Source organism: Micropruina glycogenica (assembly GCF_900289045.1).
GTDB classification, from domain to species: domain Bacteria; phylum Actinomycetota; class Actinomycetes; order Propionibacteriales; family Propionibacteriaceae; genus Micropruina; species Micropruina glycogenica.
Genome location: NZ_LT985188.1, coordinates 664,708 through 691,633, shown reverse-complemented (window position 1 = coordinate 691,633; position 26,926 = coordinate 664,708). Strand labels below are relative to the sequence as shown.

Below are 26,926 nucleotides of genomic sequence, written 5' to 3'. Positions count from 1 at the left end.
GGTTCTCCTTCTCGAAGTTGGGCTAGAAGCAATGATCACATCAATGCTGGTCTGCGGGGCTCATTTGAAGCCGGTGAGTGAGATCGAACTCACGATGCTGCGCTGGAATATAGCGAACAGCACCAGCAGGGGCGCCATGGCCACCGTGGTGGCGGCCATCACCAGGGTCCAGTTGCTGTTGTACTGGCTCTGCAGGTTGGCCGTGGCGACGGTGATGACCTGCCAGTCGCGCCCGGTGGTGATGATCAGCGGCCACATGAAATTGTTCCAGTGACTGACGACGGTGATGATCGCCAGTGTCGAGATGATGCCGCGCGACAGCGGCGCGACGATCTGCCACAGAATGCGCCAGTCGCCCGCGCCGTCGATGCGAGCGGCGTCGATGAGGTCGTCGGGAATGCTGCGAAAGTGCTCGCGCAGCAGAAACACCGCATAGGGCGAGCCGAACATGAACGGCAGCACCAACGACCAGAAGGTGTTGCGCAGCCCGAGTTGCGACATCATCACGAACAGCGGAATGACGATCACCACCTGGGGCACCATCAGCGTGGCCAGGTACACCCAGAACAGGGAGTCACGGCCGCGGAACTGCAGCTTGGCGAACGCGTAGGCGGCCATCACCGAGAACAACAGCTGGCCGACCAGAATCACCGCCACCACCTGGGCGGTGACCACGATGGGGCTGACGAAGCCGTAGTCGCCCCCGAACAACCGGGCGAAGTTCTCGGTCGTCCAGGGGTTCGGCAACGCGAGGGACGACTCGGACGCGAACTGCTGCGGCGACTTGAACGCGGTCATGAAGCTGAGCGCGAAGGGGCCGAGCACCAGCGAGGCCGACGCCAGCAGAATCAGGTAGATCAGCACGTCCCCGAACGGGTTGCGGCGCAGGTGTTGTGGTTTCTGGGCGCGGACGCCGGTCGCCACCGATGCCGCGGCGGCGGGCAGTGCACGGGGATCAACTGAGGTCATAGGTGATCCTTTGCGCGAAGAAGCGTTGCTGCACCAAGGTGACCGTGACCAGAATCACGAACAGTACCAGGGCCATCACCGAGGCGCGGCCCAGGTTGAAGCCGCCCTGAAACGCCTCGTAGTAGATGCGGCTGGCGATCACGTCGGTGGTGCCCTGCGGGCCGCCGTTGGGGGTGAGCGCGTAGATCTGGTCGAAGGCCTGGAAAGCCGAGATCACGCCCGTGACGAGCACGAAGAACATGGTCGGCCCGAGCAGCGGCAGCTTGATCTGCCAGAACACCTGCCAGTTGCCGGCGCCGTCGAGTTGGGCCGCTTCGATCACGGTGTCGGGAATGGCGGCCAGCCCGGCCATGAAGAACAACGTGGTGTAACCGACCTGCGACCAGATGGTCACACCGGCCACCGCCGGCATGGCCGTGGCCGGGTTCGACAGCCATTCCACACTGATGCCGAGCAGGTTGTTCAGTGCCCCGTCGTAGGGGGCGAGAATCCACTTCCACACCACACCCAGGGCCAACGGGGCGCAGATCCACGGCACCACGTAAATCACCCGAAAGAGCCCCGACCCGGGCAACCCCCTGGTGAGCAGTACCGCCAGAAACAGGCCCAGCGCGGTCTGCAGCGGAATCACCGACAACACGAAGATGACGGTGCGGTACAGGCTGTTGCCGAAGGTCGGGTCGGTGAAGACGTCGACGTAGTTGGCCAACCCGACGAAGCGCAAGGGGGCCAGCAGGTCCCACCGGTTCAGCGAGAGCCAGATCACCACCAGGATGGGGAACAGCAGAAAGGCCGACAGGCCGAACAGGCTCGGCGCCAACAGCACGGCCGCCAGCCGTGCATGGCGCATGCGGCGGGTGGGCGAAACCTTCGGCACGTCACGGACTCTAGTTGCCGCCACCGACAGCAACCACCCCCGATTGAGATTTCAATGGACGCGGCCGTGTGTGCGGTGGTGCGCCAACGCGCGGCCCGGACGCGTGGCTCTGGCTAGCGCGTATCACCGTGCGAAGCGAGCCTTGGGTGGTCGTTGATGCGTCAGTATTCTCATCACATGACTCTGCGCACCGGAATCGTTCTGGCCACCCTCGCGCTCGTGCCGCTGGCTGCCTGCAGCGGTGGAGCCGCAGCCACTTCGGCAGCCCCCGCCCCGGCGTCGTCCAGCGCCGCCGCGCCTGCGCCGAGTGCAAGTGCCACGGGGGCGGCGTCCCCTTCCGGGTCGTCCCAGAGCTACACCATGGCCGACGTCGCCAAGCACAACAGTCAGACCGACTGCTGGGCAGCCATCGACGGCGACGTCTACGACCTGACGCAGTGGATCAGCCGACACCCCGGCGGCCCGGACAAGATCATCGGCCTGTGCGGCACCGACGCCACCAGCGCGTTTCACAACCAGCACGACGACCAGGCCAGGCCCAATGAACAACTCGCCTCGTTCAAGGTGGGCACCCTCACCGACTGAGTGGCGCACTTGGTCGCGCAGGCAGACTGGACGGCATGACCAGCAACACGCTGTCGCGGCGCGGGGGGCAGGTGCCTGCGCGAACCGCGGCCATCGCGATCGGCGCCTGGACGGCCCTGTTGTGGGTGATCGAGGTGCTCGATCAGGTGACCCGCAGCGCGCTCGAAATGTTCGGCATTCACGCGTGGCAGGTCTCATCACTGCCATCGGTGTTCGTGGCCCCGCTGCTGCATGACGACTGGGCGCACCTGACGGCGAACACGATTCCGTTCTTCGTGCTGGGCTTTCTGGTGCTGATGGGCGGCCTGGGCCGGGCAGGGTGGGCAACCCTCATCGTGGTGGTCGTCAGCGGACTGTTCGCCTGGCTGCTCAGCCCGCCCTACACCGTGACGATCGGCGCCAGCGGGTTGATCTTCGGCTGGCTCACCTACCTGCTGGTGCGCGGCTTCCTCACCCGCAACGGCGCCCAGATCGCCATCTCGATCGGGGTGCTGGTGCTGTACGGCGGGGTGTTGTGGGGCGTGCTGCCCACTCAGCCGGGCGTGTCATGGCAGGCGCATCTGGGCGGTGCCGTGGGTGGCGTACTGGCAGCCTGGTGGCTGCACGGCCGCGCCGACGCAGCCAGAAAGGCTTTGTGACGAGGCCTCTCGGCGCGCACGCATAGCCGATTCACAGGCACGAACGCTTCGGCGTTGCCCGCTGCGTCGGTATTGTTGACACATCAACGACTCTGTCACCCTCGAGGAGCCCGCCGATGTTCGACGTCTTTGGACTGCCGCTGCACCCGTTGGTGGTGCACGCCGTCGTCGTGCTGCTGCCGTTGTCGGCGCTGGGTCTGATCGCCTGCGTCGTCGTGGGCCGCTGGCGTCGGACGTTCGCCGGCCTGAGCGTGCTGGGGCTGATCGTGGGCACCGTGTCAGCCTTCGTGGCGATGCTGTCGGGCAACGCGCTGGCGGCACAGGTCGGAATTCCGGCCGCCCACCAGTCGCTCGGCCAGGTGTTGCCCTGGGTGGCGTTGGCCACGCTCGTGCTGGGCGCGGTGTGGTACTTCCTGCAGCGTGGTAGCGACCAGCAGACGCCCCTCACCCGCGGCATGGGGCTGGCCGCAGCGGTGGCAGCGGTGGGGTCGGTCGCGATGACGGTGCTGGTCGGTCACAGCGGCGCGACGGCGGTGTGGGGCGGCACGTCCCCAACGCCGGCGGCGACCGCCACGGCCGACGCGTCCGGCACCGCCCAGACCTACACCCTCGATCAGGTGAAGCAACACAACCAGGCCACCGACTGCTGGGCAGCCATTGAGGGCGAGGTCTACAACCTCACCGACTGGGTCAACCAGCACCCCGGCGGCGCCGACCACATCGCAGCGATCTGCGGAACCGACGCCACGCAGGCCTTCGAACAGCAGCACTCCGGGCAGCAGCGGCCAGCCAGCCAGCTGACCCAGTTCCGCATCGGCACGCTGGCCTGACGGCCGAGCGACTTAGCGGTTGAGTGCCTGCAGCTCGCCGATCGCGAGCTGGGCCGAATCCGAGTACGACATCGGGAAGCTGCCCGAGAAACCGTCCACGCTCCAGCGAATCAACCAGTTGGCGGTCGCGGTGACGGTGTACGAGCCCTTCGACAGGGACGGTTTCGTGTAGGTGTGCCCACAGGTCGGTGACGGCGAGCCTGCCTTCGACGAGGCCGTGAACGGCGTCATCGCCGTACAGGTCACCCGCGAGCCATCACCCATCGCGAACGTGGTGGACTGCAGATCGGCGCTGAGCCTCAGCGTGAGGCCACCTGTCGTGGCTACAACGGATTTGTGCCGCACACCGTCTGTCGTGAGCCACACTGGAAAACCCACTGCAAGCATCTTCCACTCGTTCTTGTTTGGGTCTGGACCGAAGACTGGAGTAGGTGCTGGAAGCCTCAGTCTCGCCACCAGTGAGCGTGCAAGCAAAGCCGGATCAGCAGAAGAGTTGGCAAAGCTCTGACATCCGGAGGTCGGAACAGTCGAGTCAAGATCACTCATTTCGCAGCCCTCCCGATCGGTGTTGGACTCATCCGTCTTCGACGATGAATCATCATCTTTCTTGTCCTTGACACAAATCTGTATATATGAAACGACCGCTTGGCCCGCGCCCGCTGACACGGCATGAGTGCCTGCGGGACAGCCATCATCTGCGTAAGCGTGCGATGGACTCATTCCAAGAACAAGCGAGGCCAGCATCACCACGGTTAGGACTAGACGCCACACGAAGAGACCACCTTTGAGTCAACCGACGCCATTCGGAGCGAACCGTCCCGCAGGGCAAAATACACCGTGTCGATTCCGACAATCCCGGAACCTTGTCTCTTGCTTCCCTTGAAGACTGTCGTTTTTCGACCATCAACGCAGAATGTCATTGCCACTACCGACCCGCCGCGTTCCCTACTCGGCTCCCGAGCGGCGGAAGCGATCACAGATGCCTCACCCTTCAGGCGCAGTCCATTATCATGGAAGTATCTCAACCCTCGCAGAACGCTCGCTGAGACTTCTGGAGATCCGATAGTCGCCTTCAAGCCCGGCGAAAGAGTCGTGCTACCACCTTTTCGAATCACTTTTGCATACTCCGCTTGATACGTCCGGTATACCTGCTCGGCTTCCGCGTACAACGCGTCCTTGGCCTTCATCTTCTGGTACTCCTGCTCGGAGCACGGGGCCTCAGTGCCGCCCGCCTCTGGCGTGCACATGAACGTCGGCGTCGGGCTGGGGGTCGGGGATGGCGGCGTCTGGGGCACGCAGCCTGCCAAGAGCACGGCGGCTACCGCCGCCACCGCTGCCACTGTTCGCCGCATGCCCTGCACCTCCTGGGGATGCGGGCCAGTGTTACACGCCACCCAGACCGAACGAATCCGTCTCGGTAGTTATCCACACAACTCGTTGCAGAATCCCTGCACCTGTGGATAATCGCTTGCAGTGCAACACCCTGAGGCTCAACTGCACCCCACGGCTACTTCTTGCCGCCGGTCTCCCCCGTCGACAGCGCGGCCACGAACGCCTCTTGCGGCACCTCGACGCGGCCGACCATTTTCATGCGCTTCTTGCCCTCTTTCTGCTTCTCGAGCAGCTTGCGCTTACGGGTGATGTCGCCGCCGTAGCACTTGGCCAGCACGTCCTTGCGCATGGCCCGCACCGTTTCGCGCGCGATCACCCGCGAGCCGATGGCGGCCTGAATGGGCACCTCGAACTGTTGCCGCGGGATCAGCTCCTTGAGCTTCTTGGCCATGGCCACCCCGTAGGCGTAGGCGGCGTCGGTGTGCACGATCGCGCTGAAGGCGTCCACCGGGTCGCCGTGCAGCAGAATGTCGACCTTCACCAGCTTGGCCACCTGCTCGCCGGCCTCGTCGTAGTCGAGCGACGCATACCCCTTGGTGCGCGACTTCAGGGCGTCGAAGAAGTCGAACACGATTTCGGCAAGCGGCAACTGGTAACGAATCTCGACCCGGTCTTCGCTGAGGTAGTCCATGCCGGTCTGAACGCCACGCCGTGCCTGGCACAGCTCCAGAATCGTGCCGATGTAGTCGGTGGGGGTCAGAATCGTGGCCTTCACCACCGGCTCCCACACCTCGGCCACCTTGCCCTCGGGGTATTCGGACGGGTTCGTGACCAGGTGCTCGCTGCCGTCTTCCATCACCACCCGGTACACCACGTTCGGCGCCGTCGAAATCAGGTCGAGGTCGAACTCGCGTTCGAGCCGCTCGCGCACGATTTCCATGTGCAGCAGGCCCAGAAAGCCGACGCGAAAACCGAACCCCAACGCACCGGACGTCTCGGGCTCATACGTCAAAGCCGCGTCGTTGAGTTGCAGCTTGTCGAGCGCCTCGCGCAACTCGGGAAAATCGGCCCCGTCGATGGGGTACAGGCCCGCGTAGACCATCGGATTGGGCTGCCGGTACCCGCCCAGGTTGTGCTGCGCGGGCCGACTGACCAGCGTGACGGTATCGCCGACGCGCGACTGCCGCACGTCTTTCACCCCGGTGATCAGGTAGCCGACCTCGCCCACGCCGAGCCCCTTGGACGGCAGCGGCTCGGGGCTGATCACGCCCACCTCGAGCACCTCATGGGTGGCCTTGGTCGACATCATCAGAATGCGGTCGCGATGCGCCAGCGCGCCGTCGACCACCCGCACGTAGGTGACGACGCCGCGATAGGTGTCGTACACCGAGTCGAAGATCAGGGCCCGGGCCGGAGCGTCGGCGTCACCGACCGGGGCGGGAATCTGGGCCACGATCTCGTCCAACAGCTCGGCGACACCCTCGCCCGTCTTCGCCGACACCCGGAACACCTCATCGGGGTCACAGCCGACCAGGTGGGCGATCTCGGCGGCGAACTTGTCGGGCTGGGCGCTGGGCAGGTCGATCTTGTTGAGCACCGGAATGATGTGCAGGTCGGCGTCCAGCGCCAGGTACAGGTTGGCGAGCGTCTGCGCCTCGATGCCCTGGGCGGCGTCGATCAGCAGGATCGCGCCCTCGCACGCCGCCAACGACCGTGACACCTCATAGGTGAAGTCGACGTGACCAGGGGTGTCGATCATGTTCAGCACGTGGTCGCGACCGTCGCTGCGCCACGGCATGCGCACGGCCTGGCTCTTGATCGTGATGCCGCGTTCGCGCTCGATGTCCATGCGGTCGAGGTACTGCGCCCGCATCGACCGCGCGTCGACAACGCCCGTCGCCTGCAGCATGCGGTCGGCCAGCGTGGACTTGCCGTGGTCGATGTGCGCGATGATGCAGAAGTTGCGGAGCAGCTCCGGTGGCGTGGCGCCTGGACGTGGTGCAGACATGCAGCTTCCTGGTGGACGGACGACCTCTCACGATACCGTGCCGTGCACCGACCGACGCACCCTGCCGATCGCGGCCGGCGGATCGCGTCTGGACCGGCTTGAGAAACCAGGACCGCACCATGGTCGGGTCGCAATAGGGTGCGAACGTGAGCACAACCCTGCACCCCAGCTTTCAGCCCATGTTCGACATCGTGCTGGCCCGCAACCCCGGCGAGCCGGAGTTCCACCAGGCGGTCTACGAGGTGATGCACAGCCTCGCGCCGTTGGCCGAGGAACGGCCCGAGTATGCCCAGTGGTCTATTCTGCAGCGGGTGTGTGAGCCCGAGCGGCAGATCATCTTCAGGGTGCCGTGGGTCACCGATGCCGGCCAGGTCGAGATCAACCGCGGCTTCCGGGTCGAGTTCAACTCAGCGCTCGGCCCGTACAAGGGCGGCCTGCGGTTCCACCCGAGCGTCAACCTGTCGATCATCAAGTTCCTCGGCTTCGAGCAGGTGTTCAAGAACTCGCTCACCGGCATGCCGATCGGCGGCGGCAAGGGCGGTTCGGACTTCGACCCCAAGGGCCGCTCCGACAACGAGGTGATGCGGTTCTGCCAGTCGTTCATGACCGAGCTGTACCGGCACCTGGGCGAGTACACCGACGTGCCCGCCGGTGACATCGGCGTCGGCGCCCGCGAAATCGGCTACCTCTTCGGCCAGTACAAGCGCATCACCAACCGCTACGAGTCCGGCGTGCTCACCGGCAAGGGCGTCAGTTGGGGCGGGTCGCGGGCGCGCACCGAGGCGACCGGCTACGGCACCGTCCACTTCGCCGAGGCGATGCTGGGGGTGCACGGCGAGGACTTCGACGACCGTACGGTGGTCGTCTCCGGTTCCGGCAACGTGGCGATCTACGCCGTCGAGAAGGCGCAGGCCCTGGGGGCGAAGGTGATCGCGATGTCCGACTCGTCCGGCTATGTGGTGGACGAAACGGGCATCGATCTGGAGGTGCTCAAGGACGTCAAGGAGATCCACCGCGGCCGGGTCGCCGACTACGCCGACGCGGTCGGCCCGCGGGCCCGAGTGATCACCTCCGGGTCGATCTGGGACGTGCCGTGCGACATCGCACTGCCCTGCGCCACCCAGAACGAACTGGACGACACCCAGGCCGGCACGCTGGTCGGCAATGGCGTCCGGTTGGTCGCAGAAGGCGCGAACATGCCCTGCACGCCGGGCGCGGTCTCGGTCCTGCGCGATGCCGGGGTGCTGTTCGCGCCCGGCAAGGCGTCCAACGCCGGCGGGGTGGCCACCAGTGCGCTGGAGATGCAACAGAACGCCAGCCGCGACGCCTGGGATTTCGAGACCACCGCAGGCCGGCTGCAAGAGATCATGTACGACATCCACGACACCTGCCTGGCCACCGCCGAGGAGTTCGGCAGTCCCGGCGACTACGTGGTCGGCGCCAACCTGGCCGGCTACATCAAGGTGGCCGACGCCATGGTCGCCATGGGTGTGATCTAGTGCGATGACCCGGGCCAGCACCGGCGTCCCCGGCCTGGACGCGATCATCGACGACCTCAGGGTCGGCGACAACGTGGTCTGGCAGGTCGACTCCGAGGCAGATTTCGCCGCGGTTGCCGAACCCTTCGTCGGCCGCGCGCTGGCCGAGGGCCGCCGCGTGCTGTACCTGAGCTTCGGCCAGCGCCCGCCGCTGCTGGACGACCTCGCCGGGGTCGAGGTGCACACCCTCGACCCGTTCGCCGGCTTCGAGCCGTTCGCCATCGCCGTGCACGATCTGCTCGCCGAGGTGGGCCGGCTCGGCTTCTACGTGATCGACCCGCTGAGCGACCTGCACCGGGCGTGGCGCTCCGACCTGATGGTGGCCAACTTCTTTCGCGCCACCTGCCCGTTCCTGTTCGAACTCGACACCATCGCCTACTTTCCGCTGCTGCGGAACCGGCACAGCTACGCGACGGTGGCGGCGATCCGCGAGACCACTCAGGTGCTGCTCGACCTGCACCGTATCGACGACGCGCTGTACGTTCAGCCGCTCAAGGTGTGGCAGCGACACTCCCCCACCATGTTCTTTCCGCACCTGCTCAGCGGCGGCCGGGCGATGTCGATCACCTCGTCGGCGGCCACCACCCAGTTGTTCGCGTCGCTGGCCCGGCGGATCGATCAGCCCGAGGTGTGGCAGTCGGTGGTCGATGAGGCGTGGGCCGCGCTGGACGGTTCCGCGTCGGAGCAGGAGGCCGCCCGAGAGACCCTGATGGAGGTGCTGGTCGGCGCCCGGGGCCGAATGGCGGAACTGTGCCGGGCCAACCTGCGGCTGGTCGACCTGCTGGCGGTGGCGTCGCGGCTGATCGGTACCGGACGGATCGGCGGCAAGAGCCTCGGCATGCTGGTCGCCCGGGCGATCCTGGAACAGGACGGCGCCGAGTCGTTCGCGGGTCGGCTGGAACCCCACGACTCGTTCTTCATCGGCAGCGATGTGTTCGTCACCTTTCTGGTCAGCAACGGCTGGTGGTCGCACTGGACGGCGCACAAGCAGGGGGGCGACTCCGTGCGCGGCGAACCGGGCGCGGCCGAGCTGTTGCACCGACTGCTACCCGGCGGCGAGTTCCCCAGAACGCTGCGCGAGGACTTCCTGCAACTGCTGGAACACTTCGGCCAGGCGCCGATCATCGTCCGTTCCAGTTCGCTGCTGGAGGACGACTTCGGCAACGCGTTCGCCGGCAAGTACGCGAGCGTGTTCTGCGCCAACCAGGGCACGCCGGCGCAGCGGCTGGCCGCCTTCGAGGACGCCGTCCGCATCGTGTACGCCAGCGCGGTGGGGCCGGAGGCGCTGCAGTACCGGGCCGACCGTGGCCTGCTGGACTTGGACGAGCAGATGGCGATCCTGGTGCAGCGGGTGTCGGGCGACCTGCACGGCGGTCTGTTCTTCCCCCTGGCCGCGGGGGTGGCGAACTCGTCCTCGCTCTACGTGTGGGACCCCTCGCTGCCGGACGCCGGCATGGCCCGGCTGGTCACCGGGCTGGGCACCCGGGCCGTTGACCGCACCGGGCGCGACAACGCCCGGATCGTCAGCCTGGCCGACCCGTCGTCCTCGCCCGGCGGTGACCAGGGCCGCTGGACACAACGGCGGGTGGACGTGCTGGACCTGCCGTCCGACGTCGCCCGCACGGTGCCGATCGCCGAGGCTCGCGCGGTGGTGCCCAGGGCCGACTGGGCGCTGGTGGCCCGACCCGACGCGGCGGCCGCCCGCCGGTTGCGCGAACTGGGACGCCCTGGTCGCGAGGTCCCCGAGGTGATCGACTTCGCGGGCCTGCTGGACGGGGCCGGGGTCGCGCGGCTGCTGCGCGAGGTGCTGGCCAGCCTGGCCGCCGCGTACCAGCACCCGGTGGACATCGAGTTCACGGTCAACCGCGATCCCGATGGCGTCGCGGTGCTGAACCTGGTGCAGTGCCGTCCGTTGCAGACCCGGGGGGTGGGTGGTTCGATCGGGGTGCCTGAACGCGCCCCGGAGCGCTGCGTGCTGGCCAGCCGGGGCAACTTCATGGGCGGCAACGTCCGCCTGCCGATCGATCAGGTGGTGTGGGTGCGTCCGGACGCCTACCTGGCCCTCGGCGAGCCGGACCGCTACGCGGTGGCGCGACGGATCGGCGAGATCAACCGGTCGCTGGAGGGGTCGGCGATCCTGATCGGCCCCGGACGTTGGGGCACGTCCATGCCGTCGCTGGGCGTGCCGACCCACTTCACCGAACTGAACGGGTTCGTCGGGCTGTTCGAGACCACGTACTCCGAAGGGGACTTCCGGCCCGAGTTGTCCTACGGCAGCCACTTCTTCCAAGAGCTCGTCGAGTCGGGAATCTTCTACGCGGCGGTGTTCGACGACCGTTCCGAGGTGCAGTTCCGCCCCGAACTGATCCTCGACCTGCCCAACCAGCGACAGCGCCGCGACCCGGACGACGCCCTGGCAGCCGTGATCCACGTGGCGAACACGCCCGAACTCATGCTGCACGCCGACGTGGCCGAGCAGCGCGTCGTTCTGCAGTGGTGATCCGCATTGCGCGACAGTGGTGAGCCGGATTCGGGGACGGTTCCAATTGCGACCCAACCGTCAGCGCACCACCAGATGTAGTGGTGAGCAGTGATGGGACCCTTCAGCGATCGGTGCTCACCGAGGCAGGCAGCCGCACGCCGGCGCGAGATCGTCGGCTGCAAGGGATGACGGCCGGAAGCGTCCCGATCCCGCGCCGTTCCTGTGGACTCATGTCAAGATGCCCGCTTGGGTTGGGTCGTTGACTCATTTCGTTTTGCCCGCGTCATTTTTGTTCGGGATAGGTAGACGTGGTTGCGTTTGGCTGCTTTGAGGATGGTGCCGCGGCGGCGGGCGAGTTCGAGCAGGTTGCGTTGGATGAGGTCGATGTCTCGGCGTAGTTGGGCCGGGTTGGCCTGGGTGATGCGACTGTCAAGGTGTCGCCGGTCCTGGTCGTCGAGGACGGTGGGGTGGTCACGGAGCAGCCGGCCGGCCGGGGTGGTGGCGGTGTCGTAGGTCTTGGTGACTTTCGCTCCGGTGCGGGTCTTGGTTTTCAGCTTCTGTTGCGGGGTGAACAGGTTGGACAGTTCAGCGGCCAGGGGCCATAGCTGGTTGAGCAGGTCGAGTTCCCGGCTGGTGTCGTAGCGGTAGTAGCCGACGTTGCGGCGGACTCTGGTCCAGTTCTTCTGTTCGATGTGGGCTTGGTCGTTGGAATGGTTCGGGCGGCCGCGGGTGAACGTGATCTCACGGGTGTTGCACCAGCTCATCAGGTGGTGGTTAATGAACTCGGAGCCGTTGTCAGAGTGGACGCCCACGATCGCGAACGGGAACCGGAGGGCGAGTTGCTCCAGCCCGGTGGCCACGATCCTTTCGCCCTTGGACTTCACGGTGATGGTTTCGGTCCAACCGGTAGCCACGTCGACAGCGTCCAGGCTGTAGTGGAAGTGGCCGTTGTTGTCGCCGCCGTCGTGACCGACCAGATCGATCTCGATGAACCCTGGCTGGGTGTCGTCCCACTCGTGCCAGGTCTTCAGCGGGATCGACGATTTCAACAGCGATCCGGGGCGGGTCAAGGACCGGCCCTTGAGGTTGCCGACCAGCCCGAGCCGGTAGGGCCGCAATCGGCGATCGATGGTCGCCGCCGACATGGCCAGCAGTGCGTCGATGACTTCGGGTGTCGCGTTCAGCTCGCCCTTGGCGACCAGGCTCGCGACCAGGACCGGCAGCGCTGGGCGCACGATCTTGCCGCTGGGTCCGTCCAGCACCGCCCAGCACACCGCCAAGGCGTCGATCACCTCAGGTCCGTAGCGGAACACAGGCTCGCGGGGCCTGCGTGGCCGGTTCACGTCCACACCGGCGACCGCTGCCCGGATCATCTTGCGGGCATGGTCTCGATGCCAGCCGTTGACCGCGACCAGATGATCCAAAATGGTCGACTTCTCAGCCTTGGTCGCCTTCGGCCACGCCTTGACCTGGCTCGCCAGCACAGCCTTCCGTTGCCTCATCGTCAGCCCCATCCCCGCAGCCTGACCCACGCGGGCATTCTCAGATGAGTCAACGACCCCACCCACGCGGGCATTCAGCACGAGTCAACTCGTCGTTTTTGCTACCACGACCGGCTTTGGTAGGGTTGGTGGTCGCGTCCGCGTCAGGGCGCACACTCAGCATCAAGCATTGAAGAGGCAAGCCCTGTGGCGAACATCAAGTCCCAGATGAAGCGCATCAAGACGAACGAGAAGGCTCGTCAGCGCAACAAGGCCGTGAAGTCGGCGCTGCGTACGCACGTGCGTCGCTTCCGTGAGGCTGTGGACGCCGGCGACGCCGAGAAGGCGCAGACCTTGGCCCAGACCGCCTGCCGCGCGCTCGACAAGGCCGCGTCGAAGGGCGTCATTCACAGCAACCAGGCCGCGAACCGCAAATCGGCCATCGCGGCCAAGGCCGCCGCGCTCTGACCTGATCACGCGCAACGCCGTCCGACCCCGTCGGACGGCGTTTCCGTGTTCCGGGTGTGTGCGGCCCTCGAAGACGGACGCCGCCCATCGGCAACTCTTCCTGGGAAAAGTCTAAACAAATTGCGTTGATCCTGAGAGTGTGATTAAGTCTCTCAGCGGCCAGATGTTGGGCGAGGGGCGCCCGATCACAGCCGAACCGCGCAGCGTCGCGGGCACAGAGCAACGGGGCTTCGATGAACGCGATGACACGACTATCGGTGACGGCGGTGTCCGCGGCCGCGACTCTCGCTCTGGCCATCGGCGCCACCACCCTGGCCACACCGGCCAACGCCGACCCGGTCAGCCTCGAGCCCGCCATGTCGGCCAGCGCCACCCCGGCACCGACGACCGGTCCGACCACCCCTGCCCCCACCCCGACGGTGAGCACGCCCGGCACACCCACGCCGACGACCACCTCGCCTGCCCCCAAGCCGCCGAAGAAGGCGAAGAAGAAGGGCAAGGCGAAGATCTCGAACTACAAGCGGCTCACGAAACGCGCCAAGAAGGTCGCACTCAAGGTGCGCAGCGGCTGGGCGTCGATCAAGTCCATCGGAGGCTGGCGCGCGGGCAGTCGCTACTCGGGCGACCATCCGGCCGGCCGCGCCATCGACGTGATGATCCCGTCGTGGAAGAAGAACAAGAACCTCGGCTACTCGATCGCCAAGTACTTCGCCAAGCACGCCAAGAAGTACAAGATCCACTACGTGATCTACCGGCAGAAGATCTGGACCACGCAGAACCCCCGCTGGCGTTCGATGGCCGACCGCGGCGGTGCCACGGCGAACCATTTCGACCACGTGCACATCTCGGTCAAGCGCTGAGTCGCCACCCGAGGGGTGCCACCCCCCGACGCGAAACCCGCCCCATGCGGTACTACCCCCACCGCCGGGCGGGTTTCGCCCATTCTGATCAGCTGCGAGCGTCAGCGTCGGGTCTGCACCGACGCCTGTCGGCCCCGGCTGCGGCAGTCGATCACCGATAGCACCAGCGATTCGAGCGCATAGTCGGGGTCGCCGGACGCACCCTTGACCGCGGCGTCGGCGGCCGCAGCATGCTGAATCGCGCGAGCCACGCCTGGGGCGCTCCAGCCCCGCGATTGCCGGGACAGGTCTTTAAGCTTCCACGGGGGAACCCCGATGCGCCGGGCGAGTTCGACGTCACGCAAGCGTTCGTCACGAACGCCCAGGTACTTGCCCAGGCTGCGTAACCCGGACGCCACCGCGCTGGTCAGCAACACCGGCGCGACCCCTGTTTCCAGCGCCCACCGCAGGCTGCCCAACGCGGCTTCGCGATTGCCGTCCAAGCAATGGTCGGCGATGGCGAAACCGCTCACCTCGGCCCGGCCTGCGAAGTAGCGGTGCACATCGGCGGTGGTGATGACGGGTTGTTCGGTGTCGGCCAGCAACTGGGCGACGGCCGCGGCGACACTGCGCAGATCACTGCCGACCGCTCCCACGAGCGCCTCGGCGGTTTCGCGATCGATGCGACCGCCGCGCTTGCGCACCTCGGCCACCACGAACTGCGGCAGCTCCCACGCCTTGACAGAGGGGGCTTCGACCACCTCAACCGCCGCCTTACGCAGCCGGTCGAGAAGCGCTTTACCCTTGGCTCCGCCTTCGTGCACCAGAATCAGCACGAGGTCGTCCGACGCCTGCTGCGCCAGCCCGACCACGTCGTCGGCGAGGTCCAACGGCAGTTCGGCGAGCTGTTCGATCACGACGACGGCCGACGTGGTGAACAGAGAGCCCGACGTTGCCTCGAGCAGCGACCCACGGTCGAGTTGGGCCGCCGACAACCGGTTGATCGATGCGTCGGAACGCTCGTCGAGAGCGCGCTTGATCAGGCCCTGGACGGCGCGCTCGGCCAGCAGGCTTTCGGGCCCCTGCACCAGCGTGGTGGTTCCGAACGGGGTGCTCACGGGGTTCAGCATGCCAGGCCGCACCGACACCATCGGCAGCCCCTCACTTCTGCGTGGTGACCTGGACGCCCCCTTCGTTGCGACTGAGCGCGATCGACCCCTGCTGATCGGTACGCAGAATGCGCATGCCCAGTTGCTCGACGGCCCGCTGCGTGCGTGGCGCCGGGTGGCCGTAGTCGTTGTCGAGACCCACACTGAACACCGCGATGGAGGCACGCGTCGCCGCCAGAAACTCGGGCAGTTGCCGGCCGGAGCCGTGGTGCGGCACCAACAGCACGTCGGTGCTGAGGTCGGCTCCGCTCGCCACCGCGTTGCGTTGTCCGTCTTCTTCGACGTCACCGGCCAGCAGCAGCCGCAGACCGGCGATCGTGGCGCGCATGACCAGTGATCCGTCGTTCTCTGCAGCTGATTCGCCTTCTTCGACGCTCACGGTGCCACCACCTGCGCGCACGGCCAGAACCTCCACGGTCAACTCCCCGACGACAAGAACGGTTCCGGGCGTGGCCTGGGTGAGCCCGACTCCGGCGGCCGCCTGCTCGACCAGCTGCCGTCCGCCCACGGGGCTGGTGGCCGCCGAGACGATCACCCGCTCGGTGCGATGCCCTTGAATGGCAACCCCGATGCCGGTGACGTGGTCGGCATGAAAGTGCGTGAGCACCGCCAACGGCACCTGCTCAACACCAAGATCGCGCAGGCAGGTGGCCAGTTTGGACGGGTCAGGGCCTGCGTCGACCACCGCCGCGGCCCGCGGAGCGACACGCAACAAGGTGGCGTCACCCTGCCCGACATCGCAGAACACAACCGCCCAATCAGGCGGCGGCCAGCCGGGCCGCGCAACCGGCCGCAGCAACGACAGCACGATCAGCAACGCCGCGGCCGCGGCCAGCCACGGGTTGCGCAGCAATCGCGGCAAAACCAGCACCGCGCCGACACACCCCGCCGTCACCACCAGCAGCGCCACCCAACCCGCCGGCCAACTGATCGCCGCACCGGGCAACAACTCCCCCAGCCGGGCGATCCAAGACAGACCCTGGGCGCACCAGCCGGCACCGGTGGCGAACCAGGTGGCCACCAGCGGCAGCGGAATCGCCGAAGCGGCGGCCAGAAAGCCGAGCACGGTCGCCGGGCCGACCAGCGGACCGGACACCAGATTGGCCACCAGGCCGGCCACGCTCACCTGGCCCGAGATGGCCGTGACCAGCGGTTGGGTGGCCAACTGAGCCGCCAACGGTGTGCAGATGCCTTCGGCCAGCGGGCGCGGCATGCGCATGGCCAGCAGGTCGGTCCACCGTCGTGACCAGGCAACGATGCCCGCGCTCGCCAGCACCGATAGTGCGAAACCAGCCGAGCGTGCCATGTCGGGATCGACGAAGACGATCGCCACCACCGCCACGCACAACGCCCGCACCGCCTGGCCGCCGCGCCCGCCCGCCCCCAGCGCGATCAGGCCCACCAGGCCCATGGCGGCCGCCCGCACCACGCTCGGCTCGGCATGACACAGCAGCACGAACCCGACCACCCCCAGCCCGAGCAGGCCCCGCAACCACCAACCCAGCACACCGACGGCCCGGGCCACCGTGCTGAGAAAGGCCAGCAGCAACGTCAGATTCGCCCCACTCACCGCGGTGAGGTGGGTGAGTCCGTTCACACGGAACCGTTCCACCAGTTCGGCCGGCATGGCCGAGGTGTCACCCACCACGAGCGCGGGCACGAGTGCCCGAGGTTCGGGGTCCAGATGCGCCGCGCTGGCCCGTAACCCTGCCCGCACCCGCTCAACCGTCTGATCGACCGGCCCGGGTGGTAGCACGACCACCGGCGGCTCTCTGGCCCGTACCTGCACCTGGGGCTGCTCGCCCGCATCGGCCAGGCCCAGCCGCACCACTGCCCGCACCGTGGTGCCCGGCACCACGTGCGCCCAGGCCGCAACGTCGTCACCACTGGCGCTCACCTGCACCAGCGCGCCGCTGGCCAAGCGTTGCCCGCGAGCCTCGACGCCGACCAGCGTCGCGGCACTCAACCACCACGGCGGCCGCACACCCTGCTGCTCACCACTGCGTGGTGTGCCCACCACCACCAGTTCGGCGGTGGCGACCGCCTGATCACTCGCCAGACCGGTCAACGGGTCGTGCTGCTGCCACCACCAACGTGCCCAGCCGGTGAGCATGCAACCGGCCAGCACGATCGCGACAGCGGCGGTGGCCCACGAGCGTCGCCTGATCGCAAGCAGCCCCACCGAAATGGCCAGTGCGCTACCCAGGGCCAGCCAGGTGACCTGAGCCGCCGTCGCCACCCACATGCCCGCCCAGGCCGCCGCGGCGGCGGGCACCAACCTGAGATCGGGCGATTCGGCGTCGCCATCGGGGCCCGGATGGGCCGGCGCCGTGGCCCGGCGGGCTGACCCCGACACCTCAGACCCTGACATGGGGTGCGATCTCGGCGTAGCTCTTCGGCCCGATCCCGTCGACCTCTTGCAACTCGGCCACCGAGCGAAACCGGCCGTGAGCCGAGCGCCAGGCCAGGATCTTCTGCGCGGTCACCGGCCCGACGCCTGGCAGTGTGTCGAGTTGCTCGACCGTTGCCGTGTTGAGGTCAACTGTGACGTCGGCGGTCGTGCCCGTGGACGTCGACGCGTTCGTGGTGCGCACCTGGCTGCCCGACCGCCCGATCACCAGTTGCGCACCGTCGCTGACGCGGGCTGCCAGGTTGAGGTCACCCGGTTTGGCCCTGCTGGTGAGCCCGCCGGCCGCAGTGATCGCGTCTTGCACCCGGGAGCCTTCGGGCAGGCTGACCACCCCGGGCTTGCGTACCTCACCGAGCACGTGCACCAGCACGGTGGCAGACGGCGACGGCGAGGGCTGGGGAACGCTGATCTGCACCGAGGCCGCCGGCGCCGCGACGGCGACCGGGGCGGTTCTGGCCTGAAACATCGAGTACCCGCCCCACAGGCACCCCGACAGCACAATGATGCCGACCACCACGAGGTGTTCTCGAACGAACTGCCGAGCGCGCTGCCCGACGCCCGGCAGCACCCTCAGGGCGGCGTGCGGCCGGGTCGCCGAAGAGGCTTCCGACCCGGAGTCATCGTCCGCACCATCGGTCAGCGGGCCGTCGTCAGCCGGCGGGTCAAGCGACCACGGATCTGGCTGCGCCCGAAGATTCGGCAGCGGTGTGGGATGCGGCTCATCGACGGTTGGTTCGCCCAGGGCCCGGTCACCCGCCGCCCGCCGCGGCGGAATCTCGGCCAGTAGTGACTGCAGTCGCCGACGGACGATCTGTGAGAGCTCGTCGTCGGCGGCCATGCGTGCTCGGCGTGCCATGCCCTCAGCATGGGCACGGGCCGGCAAACTCGTTCAAAATCGATGGGCCGTCCGTGGCCGTCACCGGCGTTCAGAGCCGCCAGGGGCCCGGAACCCAATCTGGATTCGGATGGGTCGCGGGGGCCAGAGTCCGCCAAAAAGTCCTTGTCAAAGCCTTGTTGCGACACTGGCACGCGCGGTCGAAGGTCAGCCTTTCCTTGCTTGCGCCGCACCTTGGCGGGATTCACACTGAAATCATGACCACCGATGCCGGCCCCCGGTTGGACGCCGCGCTGGCGTCGCGGGTCAACTGGCTGCGAGCGGGAGTGCTGGGCGCCAACGACGGCATCGTGTCGATCGCCGGCCTGGTGTTCGGTGTCGCCGGAGCGACGAGCGACTCGATGGCCGTGTTGATCGCCGGTGCCGCCGGCATGGTGGCCGGCGCCCTGTCGATGGGTGGGGGCGAGTACGTGTCGGTGAGCGCTCAGCGCGACACCGAGCAGTCAGCCGGAGTGTCGGCCGACCATCTCACCAGCCCCTGGCAGGCCGCTTCGGCCTCGATGGTGGCGTTCGTGCTCGGCGCACTGATTCCGTTGCTGGGGGTGGTGTTCGCACCGGTGCCGGTTCGGCTGCCCGTCACCATCGCCGCCGTGTTGCTCGCACTGGCGGTGACGGGGTTCACCAGCGCCCGATTGAGCGGCGTGCCCGTGAACCGGCCTGTGCTACGCAACCTGGTCGTCGGCACCTTGGCCATGGGCCTGACCTACGCCGCCGGAACCCTGGTCGGCACCCAGCTTTAGAGACGGCAACGGTTTGATCGCACCGACCAGGTCGGCTCGCAGCTCGGCCCAGAAGCTGGGCGGCACCATCGACTGATTCAGCCGATCGAGCAGCCGCTGCAACGGCAGTGACTCGCCCAGCCGCTCCAACTCTTCCAGACAGATCGACTGCAGCGCGCCGTCGCCACTGACCCACGCCGACCAGCCCAGCAACGCCAACGGTTGCCCCTGCAAGCCGTGCGGGCACGCACGCACCACCCGCGACCACACGTCGACGCAGGCCTCGGCGCTCTCATGGGTGATCGTGATCAGTGCCCGGTCGCGGGCGTCGGGATCGGTGCTGAGCAGCGCCAGCCAGACCAGGTCGTCGCGGGATTGCCGGCTCGGGGCGGTCAGCGCCGAGTCGAGCGCGGCCACCATCTCACCAGGCAGCACCGCCTCGTCGAGGGTGGCCACTCGATCGAGGGCTGCCACCAGGGAGCGCTCGGCCTCGAAAGGGGACGGCTCGTCGGCCACGATGCTGCGCCGCAACGCCGCCCGGCTGGGTCGCGCCTGCAGGCCGTGCAGCGTGGCCGATGCCGCGCTGGCCGTGCTGGCCGGATCGTGTCGGTACAGCGGCCCGTCGGCGTCACCCACCCGGTAGTGCCCGCCCGACACGCACAACAACTCGCCCGCCAGTGCGTCACCGAGGCAGCGGTGCCCCCGCCGCAACAGGCGCCAGCCGTGCTTCTCGACCGCGCAGTAGCCCACCAGCCACACCTTGGCAGCAGGCCAGCGCAGCACCATGCGATCGAGCAACACCTCGAGATGACCCGCGGGCTTCAGGTCGCCCAGGTCGGCGCGGGCCGTCAGTTGCACCTGCCCGTCAACCACCACCAGCACCACCAACGACTCGTCGGGATGAAAACCCAGCAGGTGCGGAATCACCCCCAACAGGTCGTGCAGATCGCGAATACGGGCCACCGCGGGCGCACAGTTCTTCGTCATGCCCTCATTCAGGGCCCGCGCGGCCTCAGGTGTTCAAACTCGTCACCCACGTCTGGACCGCGGCGGTGACCACGGCGCCGGGTAGCCTGTTCTTTGATGACGAACCAACCCGGTAACCCCTGGCCCGGCGGCTCCCCGCCGCAAGGGCCCGGGTCGACGCCGCCCTGGTGGGGGTCGCAGGTCTCACAGCCCGGCGGACATCACCCCCAGCAACCCCAACAACCGGCTTCCGCGCAGCCCCCGTACGGCGCGAACAACCCCTACGGCGCCAACAACCAGTACGGCCCCAACAGCCAGTACAACGGCGGGCCGTCCGGCTTCGACCCCACTCGGGCCCTCGGCGAGGCGCCGCCCACCCCGGTGTCGATCAACGAGTTCGCTCCCCCGCCCAACCGCACCCCGCTGCTGATCACGCTGGTGGCGCTGCTCACCCTGGTGCTGGTGATCGGCGGCGGCATCTACCTGCGGTCCCGGGCGGAGCAGGTCACGCCGTCACCCTCGCCGACCTCGACGGTGGCGGCCGGTCCGGGCCAGCCGTTCGAGACCTCGACGGGTCAGCGTGGCCGGTGGGAGATTCTCGAACACACCTGGACCGACGAGGGCCTGCAACTGCACGTGCGCGTCTACGCAGACACCGCCGCGATCTCGTTCAGCTTCCTGGCCTTCGCCAACCAGTCCACCCAGGTGGTCGACCCGACGACCAGCCCGCAGTCACCCGACATTCGCACCGGCACCGCGAGGGCAACCCAGAGCGTCACAGGGTATGTGTTCTTTCCGATGCCCCATGAAGACGCCACGATCATTCTGGCCAGCGGCACCGGACGCCAGATGTCGGCCCTGCCGGTGAAGGCCTGAAGCCGCTACGTCACAACCGGGTCGGGCTGCGACGCCGGAGCGCTGACCGGCCGAGCCGCATCGGGGTGATGCCGCGACAGTTGCACGACGCCCCACACAGACAGGGCGCCGGCGATCACCATGCCGACCGCGGCCAGCGGGGTGATGTGCACCCCCTCGCCCAGAACGACCAGCCCGAAGCTGACGGCCACGATGGGGTCGGTGGTGGTCATCGAACCGACAGTGATCTCGGCCGGGCCGTTGGCCAGCGCCTGCTGCACCATGAAGCCGCCCACGCCGTAGGAGATCAGCAAGAACGGCGCGACGATCCAGAACACCGGACTGCCGTGAAAGCTGTCCTGCTTCATCACCTCGGACGTGGCCTTCACCATGCCCGCCGACAAGCCGTAGAAGAACGAACCGCCTGAGGCCCACATCAGGCACCGGGCCCGCACCGGACCTTTCCAACCCAGCAGGCCCAGCGTGGTGCCGATCACGACGATGACGCCACAGCCGATCGCGATGGCCGTCGGGTCGAGCACGGTGTGCTCAGAGGCGGCGGTGGCCGACAGCAGGGTGAACAAAACAATGCCCGCGATGGTCATGGCCACCGCACCCCACATGGGCCGGGTGACCGTGTGCCTGTGAATTCGTGCCGCCATGAGCACCGCCCACGGCACCGCCAGAATGCCCACCGGTTGCACGACCGTGACCGGGGCGAGCATCAGGGCCACGATGTGGGCCGAGGCGCCGATGAAGATGGTGAACAGGCCCAACAACCACAGCGGGGTGCGAATCAGCCGCCACAGTTGGCGCAGATTCATGGCCCGGTTCTCGGCCTCGACGTCGACCAGCCGGCTGACCGCCAGGTGTTGCATGGTCGAACCGCCCGCGTAGGCCACCGACGAGCCGACGACAATGGCGATCGCCAACGGAATGTTCTGTTCGAGCAGAAATCCGGGTGCGATGAGCGGCAGCATCGGCGTCCAATCTGTTAGGGCGTCCGCCCCAGCCTAGCGGCAGCGGTGGCCCGTCCCGAACGGTTCAGGCGCGGCGTGCGCCGCGATGAATGAAGTGGGTGATCACGGCGGCGACCGTCGCACCGCCCAGAAATGCGAAGAACCCGAAACCGCCGTACCGCTCGCCGCCGATCATGAACAGCAGGATCAGGCACATGCCGGCCGCCAGCCCGAGCAGTGCCAACAGCACGTCGAGCACGGGCGTCGCGTTCGCCGCAGCGGTGGCGCCCCCCGACGTGGACGCCACCGCTGCCGGGGTGGGGGTGGGAAGGTCGTTCAGCAGGCCGCGAAGATCGGCGTCGGTGCGGGCGGCGACGGCTTGCTCGACGCGATCGTCGAACTCGGCCGGAGTGAGCCGGCCGGCGGTGAAGTGGTCGGACAGCGCCCGGCACACCCACTCACGTTCGACGTCGCCGATCAACAGATTCGGACGCCCCGGGCGCGGGCCCGGCGGGGTGGCGGGGTGGGACTGCAGGCTCATGCCGGTCAGTATTCACAGCCGCCGCACAGGCCGTCAGCACCCCGGTGAACGGTGACGACCCCGGTCGGTGGCCACCGCCAAGTCAGAGACCGCAGTGGCAGCAGAGGTCTGACGATGGTGGGATGGGGTGCAGTCTGGCCGGATGTGCTCAGTGCTTCGCGAGGGCGGACGTCGGCTCGAAACTTGTGTCAGAACGGTTCGCTAGGTCGAAGTTGAGTTGGCCCACCCGGATCGTCAAGGAGTCGCCGATGGTGGCGACCGGCAGACCGGCCGGCCTCAATGGTGTGACGGGGGCCGGAGTTTCGCTGTTGCGCAACCGGCTCACCGGCGACTGAGGGCCTGGACGATGGATGGCGGTGATGCGCACCGGTGGTCGACCATTGCCGGTGAGGCAGCTATCGGCTGACGAACTACTTCCGCTTCGCCCTCGGGCAGAAACACGACCCAGACCACCGCCCAGACCCCGGGTAGGGTCTGACCCATGCCCCGACGGTTCACGCCCGCGCAGCGCTGTGTGCTCACCGTTGCCGCGCTACTCGCTCTGACCGGTTGCTCGGCTGACCAACCCGAGCCGGCGCCGTCCACCATCGGCACGCAGGCCGAGGTGTGCGCAGCCCGCGTCGACACCGTCAAGGCCGACGCCGTGATCGATCAGCCGGTGGCCGACCTTCACCAGTTGAACACCTTCACCGCCGACAGCCGAGCCGGCGAATGCGCCCTGGTGGCCGCGGACGGCGGGGCGTTGCTGTCGGTGGCCGTGGTGCACGACGCCAAGGGCACCAAGTTGTCGGCCGAACTCGAGTTGCTCAGCACCCAAGAGAACTACAGCGGCACCGACACCTCTGGCGTGACCGGCGAAGGCATCACGACCACGGCTCTGGTGGCCATCGACGCCGCCTACTACGTGCGCGTGATGGGCCTGGGCGGCACCTCTGACGAACAGCGCAGCTCGGCGCTGGCACTGGCCGAAGACGTTGCCGCCCGCACCAAGCCGATCAAGTAGGTCAGAAGCCGAGCGAGCTCAACGTCTCACGCAGTTTGCCGGCCGAGCTTTCGAGCTTGGCCAACTCGGAGTCGTCCAGCGGCACGTCGAGCACGCGCTCGACGCCCTTGCTCGACACCAACGTGGGCACCGAGAGCGCCACGTCATGCAGACCGTGCCAGCCGTCCAGCACGCTCGACAGCGGGAACACGGTGCGCGTCGGGCTCATCAGGGCCTCGGTCAAGCGCGCTCCGGTCAGGCCGATGGCGTAGTTGGTGGCGCCCTTGCCGGCGATCACCTTGTAGGCGGCGTGCATGGCCTCATCGCCCAACTGCTGCAACAGGGTGTCGTCGAACATGCGGTGACCGGTCGAATCGACCCACTCGCGAATCGGAATGCTGGTGATCTTGGCGCTCGACCAGACCGGAAACTCGGTGTCGCCGTGCTCACCCAGAATGTTGGCGTGCACGTGCCGGGGAGAGACTCGAGCCACCTCGGCGATCGCGAACCGCAGCCGCGAGGTGTCGAGCATGGTGCCGGTCGAGAACACCCGGCTGGTCGGCAGACCGCTGACCTTCTGGGCCACGACGGTGAGCACGTCGCACGGGTTGGTGACCAGCACGTAGAGCGCATCGGGCGCCTGCTCGAGCAGCTTGGGCATCAGCGACTTGAGAATGTTGGTGTTCACGCCCGCGAGTTCGAGCCGGGTCTGGCCAGGCTTCTGAGCGGCACCTGCGGTGATGATCACCACGTCGGAGTCTTTGACCACCTCGATGTTGCCGCCGCCCTCGACGCCCGTCGACGGGGTGAACTGGGTGCCGTGGTTGAGGTCGCGCACCTCGGCGTCGGCTTTGGTTTCGTTGATGTCGTAGAGAGCGATCTGCTGAGCCGAGCCGCGAATCAGGGCGGCGTAGGCAAGGGATGAGCCGACAGCGCCGGCACCGATCACGGAAAGCTTCGTCGGGGAGTTGGTCTGGGGAGTCGCCATGCGTCAACGCTAGCGGTCGCAGCCGCCGACCGCAGGTTGGCCGGGGCATTGCTCAGATAGCGACCGCGCCTTGCTCGACGAGGGCGTTCGCTACACCGCTTCGTAGGCGGCGGTGAACCGGGCACCGGGCACCAGCCAACGCTCCTGCAGGTCGCCTTCGACCAGCCACTCCCCTGCCTCGGCCACCGCCGGGCCCTCCATGGTGTTCACCTGCTCACCCAGATGTGCCGGACGGGCGAGTACGAAGCCGGTGCGCCGGTAGCGTCCGGCGCCGACCGGCTCGTGGCCGGCGTGGAAGGCGGCCGGATCGGCCGACCATTGCCGTCCGGTTTCGGGGTCGGTGACCTGCCAGTCACCCGGGCGTGCCCGCATGGTGGCGCCCGTCTCGGTCTGCCAGGTCCACTCGTGGTCGAGCTGGGTGGCCAGCACCTCGCCCCGGCGCCGGTGGGGCACGAGCGCCGTGATCTTCTGCGAGCGGTAGCCGGCCACGTCGAGCAGGGCCAGCGCCCGCCGCACCCCGGCCGAGGTGCGTGCCCGGGCCGGCGGCGGCAGGGCGTCCCAGTCGACCAGCCAGTCGTGCAGCAGGCGTGTATCGTCGCGGGCCGGTGCCTGCCGCCACCCGTTGGCCAGGTAGAACCGTCGCCACGAGTCGTGCTCGCGGCGGCTGAGAAAGTCGATCTCGGCCGGGCTCAGCGGCTCACCCGCGCCGTCAGCGGCCCAGGTGCGGCCCACTTGCACCACGCCCGAGAACAGCGTGTGCACCTGGCGAAGGTTGCTGTCGCGGTAGAACACGGGCAGGTCGGGCCAGGGCCGTGACGACGGACGAGCGCCGACGCCGTCGCCGAGTTGGGCCAGGTAGGCGTTGTGCAGCAGCCTGGCCATGCGTGTCCAGTGATCTTCGGGCACCTCGTCACCGGTCTGCAGCCCGACCCCGAAGCTGGTCAGCCGGCCCAGAAGCGGCTGCTCGGGCAGTTCGGTCGACCCGGGATCGACGGCCATGATCGTGACGTCGGGCACGCGGCCGGCGATGCGGGTCGGACGATTCAACGCGGGGGCCGCCTCGGCGATCACCAGCAGCGTGGTCAACTCGCCGGATCCGGCGGCGATCAGCACCGAGTCGGTCGCCGGCTCGGCGATCACCTGCACAAACTCGATGCCCTTGTCGTTGCCGAACCGGGCCTGTTGTGCGGTGTGCTCCTTCGCCAGGTCGGCGGCGTGCTCACCCACCAGCGTGACTTGCAGCGGCTGCGCCGTTGTGGTTTGCAGCACGCGCCGCTCACGCTCGCACTGCGCCACTTCGGCCAGTACCGCAGCGGCCAGGTCGCCCTCACCGGCCAGCACCAACCGGCGGGCGCCGATCAGGTCGATGCGGGCGACCACGGCCCGGGCGGTCTGCTCGGTGGCCGACAACGCGTCGGCCAACCAGGCGCGTTCAGGGCCGACCATGCTGCGCCGCCAGTTCTCGGCCGCCCACGGGTCGTCGATGCGTACCAGTACCCGGGTGATGAGCCCCTCGTTCGGCTGGGCGGCATCGAGTGCCTTCGCCACCCTGGTGAAGGTGGCGAGCGCCTCGGGCACCCGGTCTTCGATGATCTGCACCGACTCGGCTGCGATGCGTCCGCGCCGGCTCACCAGCCGCACGAGCGTGGCGGTATCGACGGTGTCGGCAGCGAGCACCCGCGCACCCAGCGCCCGGGCACCGGCGACGAAACCCTCGTCCTTGGCCGAATCGATCACCAACAGCGAGGTGCCGGGCGCCAGGTTGACCGCCAGGGCCCGCAGTACGCCGGCAGCCTCCGCCGACTGGCCGAGCACCACCACCGAGCGTCGCGCCAGCAACGCCAGCCAGCGGTCGATCTGTCGGCGCAACATGGCTGCCACCACCCCGAGCACGCCGGCCAGCGCACCCCATAAGGCGCAGAGCCGGGCCAGATGTGCGGCTAGGGGTGCCTCGGTGGGACACCCGGGCCCGGCACCCCACGGCGCAGCACCGTTGCCCGACAGCACCCAGATCAGCGGTTCGAAGAAGGGCGGCCCGTCGGGTGCGCAGTTGATGTACGACGCCATGCCCAGCACCAGTGCGCCGATGGCGAACGAGCTCACGCTGAGCACGCCGATCACCCGTCCGGCCGCGCTGCGCGCCCGGCCGTAAAGGGCGGCGGCAGCCACGATCGAACCCAGGAACAGCGCCGGCACCAACGGCTGCCGGGGATCGGTGAGCCACCGGTAGAACGCGGGGCCGTCCACCCCGAGGGCGCGCAGGGCAGCGAGCAGGCCGAGCACAGTGGCCAGGGCCGCGAACGGGATCCAGGCCCATTCGGGCACCGAACGACGGCGCCGCGCGGGCGAGGTGAACAGTCGCCGCCGGCGTTGATTACCCCAGAGCCCGCTCATC

The 26,926-nt window shown here is 67.9% G+C and carries 24 protein-coding genes; 10 read left to right on the top strand and 14 right to left on the bottom strand.

Annotation, left to right across the window (positions count from 1 at the left end; translation table 11 throughout):
• Positions 1–60 precede the first annotated feature (60 nt).
• Both MPLG2_RS03205 and MPLG2_RS03200 read right to left on the bottom strand, forming a co-directional pair.
• Positions 61–969, bottom strand: coding sequence for a carbohydrate ABC transporter permease (locus MPLG2_RS03205; RefSeq protein WP_105184897.1), 909 nt, complete (start codon positions 967–969; stop codon positions 61–63).
• On the bottom strand, positions 956–1,846 hold the full coding sequence (locus tag MPLG2_RS03200; protein WP_231935767.1) for a carbohydrate ABC transporter permease: 891 nt from the start codon (positions 1,844–1,846) through the stop codon (positions 956–958). The genes MPLG2_RS03205 and MPLG2_RS03200 overlap by 14 nt, the downstream gene beginning before the upstream one ends.
• Positions 1,847–2,023: 177 nt before the next feature.
• Between MPLG2_RS03200 and MPLG2_RS18255 the strand changes: the two genes are divergently transcribed.
• The 3 genes from MPLG2_RS18255 (at position 2,024) to MPLG2_RS03185 (ending at position 3,899) form a co-directional block, all read left to right on the top strand.
• Positions 2,024–2,431, top strand: coding sequence for a cytochrome b5 domain-containing protein (locus tag MPLG2_RS18255; protein WP_158680830.1), 408 nt, complete (start codon positions 2,024–2,026; stop codon positions 2,429–2,431).
• Between the two features lie 35 nt (positions 2,432–2,466).
• Positions 2,467–3,069 (top strand): rhomboid family intramembrane serine protease, encoded by a 603-nt coding sequence (locus MPLG2_RS03190; protein ID WP_105184895.1) that lies wholly within the window; start codon positions 2,467–2,469, stop codon positions 3,067–3,069.
• A gap of 116 nt (positions 3,070–3,185) precedes the next feature.
• Positions 3,186–3,899, top strand: coding sequence for a cytochrome b5 domain-containing protein (locus MPLG2_RS03185; RefSeq protein WP_105184894.1), 714 nt, complete (start codon positions 3,186–3,188; stop codon positions 3,897–3,899).
• A 12-nt stretch (positions 3,900–3,911) separates the two neighbouring features.
• Here the strand turns inward: MPLG2_RS03185 and MPLG2_RS18250 are convergent, their stop codons facing one another.
• From MPLG2_RS18250 to lepA, 3 genes are all read right to left on the bottom strand, one after another.
• Positions 3,912–4,649, bottom strand: coding sequence for a hypothetical protein (locus MPLG2_RS18250; protein WP_158680829.1), 738 nt, complete (start codon positions 4,647–4,649; stop codon positions 3,912–3,914).
• A gap of 8 nt (positions 4,650–4,657) precedes the next feature.
• Positions 4,658–5,251: a hypothetical protein gene (locus MPLG2_RS18245; protein WP_158680828.1), complete on the bottom strand. Its 594-nt coding sequence runs from the start codon at positions 5,249–5,251 to the stop codon at positions 4,658–4,660.
• A gap of 155 nt (positions 5,252–5,406) precedes the next feature.
• Positions 5,407–7,239: a translation elongation factor 4 gene (gene lepA / locus MPLG2_RS03175; protein ID WP_105184892.1), complete on the bottom strand. Its 1,833-nt coding sequence runs from the start codon at positions 7,237–7,239 to the stop codon at positions 5,407–5,409.
• A 158-nt stretch (positions 7,240–7,397) separates the two neighbouring features.
• Between lepA and gdhA the strand changes: the two genes are divergently transcribed.
• Positions 7,398–8,738, top strand: a complete 1,341-nt coding sequence (gene gdhA, locus MPLG2_RS03170) for an NADP-specific glutamate dehydrogenase (RefSeq protein WP_162497171.1) — start codon at positions 7,398–7,400, stop codon at positions 8,736–8,738.
• Between the two features lie 4 nt (positions 8,739–8,742).
• On the top strand, positions 8,743–11,277 hold the full coding sequence (locus MPLG2_RS03165) for a PEP/pyruvate-binding domain-containing protein (protein WP_105184890.1): 2,535 nt from the start codon (positions 8,743–8,745) through the stop codon (positions 11,275–11,277).
• Positions 11,278–11,492: 215 nt separating this feature from the next.
• Here the strand turns inward: MPLG2_RS03165 and MPLG2_RS03160 are convergent, their stop codons facing one another.
• Complete coding sequence (locus tag MPLG2_RS03160) at positions 11,493–12,761, bottom strand: integrase catalytic domain-containing protein (protein ID WP_105187409.1); 1,269 nt, start codon at positions 12,759–12,761, stop codon at positions 11,493–11,495.
• Between the two features lie 186 nt (positions 12,762–12,947).
• On the opposite strand from MPLG2_RS03160, the gene rpsT reads away from it, so the two are divergent.
• Both rpsT and MPLG2_RS03150 read left to right on the top strand, forming a co-directional pair.
• Positions 12,948–13,208: a 30S ribosomal protein S20 gene (gene rpsT / locus MPLG2_RS03155; RefSeq protein WP_105184889.1), complete on the top strand. Its 261-nt coding sequence runs from the start codon at positions 12,948–12,950 to the stop codon at positions 13,206–13,208.
• Positions 13,209–13,450: 242 nt separating this feature from the next.
• Positions 13,451–14,068, top strand: coding sequence for a hypothetical protein (locus tag MPLG2_RS03150; protein ID WP_158680827.1), 618 nt, complete (start codon positions 13,451–13,453; stop codon positions 14,066–14,068).
• A 101-nt stretch (positions 14,069–14,169) separates the two neighbouring features.
• Here MPLG2_RS03150 and holA read toward each other — a convergent pair whose 3' ends face one another.
• The 3 genes from holA to MPLG2_RS03135 are packed head-to-tail and all read right to left on the bottom strand — an operon-like array spanning position 14,170 to position 18,482.
• Positions 14,170–15,165, bottom strand: coding sequence for a DNA polymerase III subunit delta (holA, locus tag MPLG2_RS03145; RefSeq protein WP_231935766.1), 996 nt, complete (start codon positions 15,163–15,165; stop codon positions 14,170–14,172).
• A 43-nt stretch (positions 15,166–15,208) separates the two neighbouring features.
• Entirely contained in the window at positions 15,209–17,587 is a 2,379-nt protein-coding gene (locus MPLG2_RS03140) for a ComEC/Rec2 family competence protein (protein ID WP_158680826.1), read from the bottom strand.
• The gene (locus MPLG2_RS03135; RefSeq protein ID WP_105184886.1) at positions 17,574–18,482 is read right to left on the bottom strand and encodes a helix-hairpin-helix domain-containing protein; all 909 of its coding nucleotides are present in this window, start codon (positions 18,480–18,482) and stop codon (positions 17,574–17,576) included. The genes MPLG2_RS03140 and MPLG2_RS03135 overlap by 14 nt, the downstream gene beginning before the upstream one ends.
• 236 nt (positions 18,483–18,718) lie before the next feature.
• Here MPLG2_RS03135 and MPLG2_RS03130 point away from each other — a divergent pair, with 236 nt between their 5' ends.
• Positions 18,719–19,261 (top strand): VIT1/CCC1 transporter family protein, encoded by a 543-nt coding sequence (locus MPLG2_RS03130; protein ID WP_173909591.1) that lies wholly within the window; start codon positions 18,719–18,721, stop codon positions 19,259–19,261.
• Here the strand turns inward: MPLG2_RS03130 and MPLG2_RS03125 are convergent.
• Entirely contained in the window at positions 19,184–20,227 is a 1,044-nt protein-coding gene (locus MPLG2_RS03125) for a DUF4192 domain-containing protein (RefSeq protein ID WP_105184885.1), read from the bottom strand. The genes MPLG2_RS03130 and MPLG2_RS03125 overlap by 78 nt on opposite strands.
• Before the next feature lie 96 nt (positions 20,228–20,323).
• On the opposite strand from MPLG2_RS03125, the gene MPLG2_RS03120 reads away from it, so the two are divergent.
• Positions 20,324–21,082: a hypothetical protein gene (locus tag MPLG2_RS03120; RefSeq protein ID WP_105184884.1), complete on the top strand. Its 759-nt coding sequence runs from the start codon at positions 20,324–20,326 to the stop codon at positions 21,080–21,082.
• Positions 21,083–21,087: 5 nt separating this feature from the next.
• Here MPLG2_RS03120 and MPLG2_RS03115 read toward each other — a convergent pair whose 3' ends face one another.
• Together MPLG2_RS03115 and MPLG2_RS03110 are read right to left on the bottom strand one after the other, a co-directional pair.
• Positions 21,088–22,041, bottom strand: a complete 954-nt coding sequence (locus tag MPLG2_RS03115) for a DMT family transporter (RefSeq protein WP_105184883.1) — start codon at positions 22,039–22,041, stop codon at positions 21,088–21,090.
• A gap of 64 nt (positions 22,042–22,105) precedes the next feature.
• Positions 22,106–22,561 carry a DUF1707 SHOCT-like domain-containing protein gene (locus MPLG2_RS03110; RefSeq protein WP_105184882.1) on the bottom strand — a complete coding sequence of 152 codons (456 nt, stop codon included), beginning with the start codon at positions 22,559–22,561 and terminating at the stop codon, positions 22,106–22,108.
• A gap of 481 nt (positions 22,562–23,042) precedes the next feature.
• Here MPLG2_RS03110 and MPLG2_RS03105 point away from each other — a divergent pair, with 481 nt between their 5' ends.
• Positions 23,043–23,564: a hypothetical protein gene (locus MPLG2_RS03105; protein WP_105184881.1), complete on the top strand. Its 522-nt coding sequence runs from the start codon at positions 23,043–23,045 to the stop codon at positions 23,562–23,564.
• Position 23,565: 1 nt separating this feature from the next.
• Here MPLG2_RS03105 and MPLG2_RS03100 read toward each other — a convergent pair whose 3' ends face one another.
• Both MPLG2_RS03100 and MPLG2_RS03095 read right to left on the bottom strand, forming a co-directional pair.
• Complete coding sequence (locus MPLG2_RS03100; protein ID WP_105184880.1) at positions 23,566–24,531, bottom strand: L-lactate dehydrogenase; 966 nt, start codon at positions 24,529–24,531, stop codon at positions 23,566–23,568.
• Between the two features lie 90 nt (positions 24,532–24,621).
• A complete protein-coding gene (locus MPLG2_RS03095) occupies positions 24,622–26,925 on the bottom strand; it encodes a hypothetical protein (protein WP_105184879.1) in 2,304 nt (767 codons plus the stop codon).
• Between the last annotated feature and the right edge of the window lies 1 nt (position 26,926).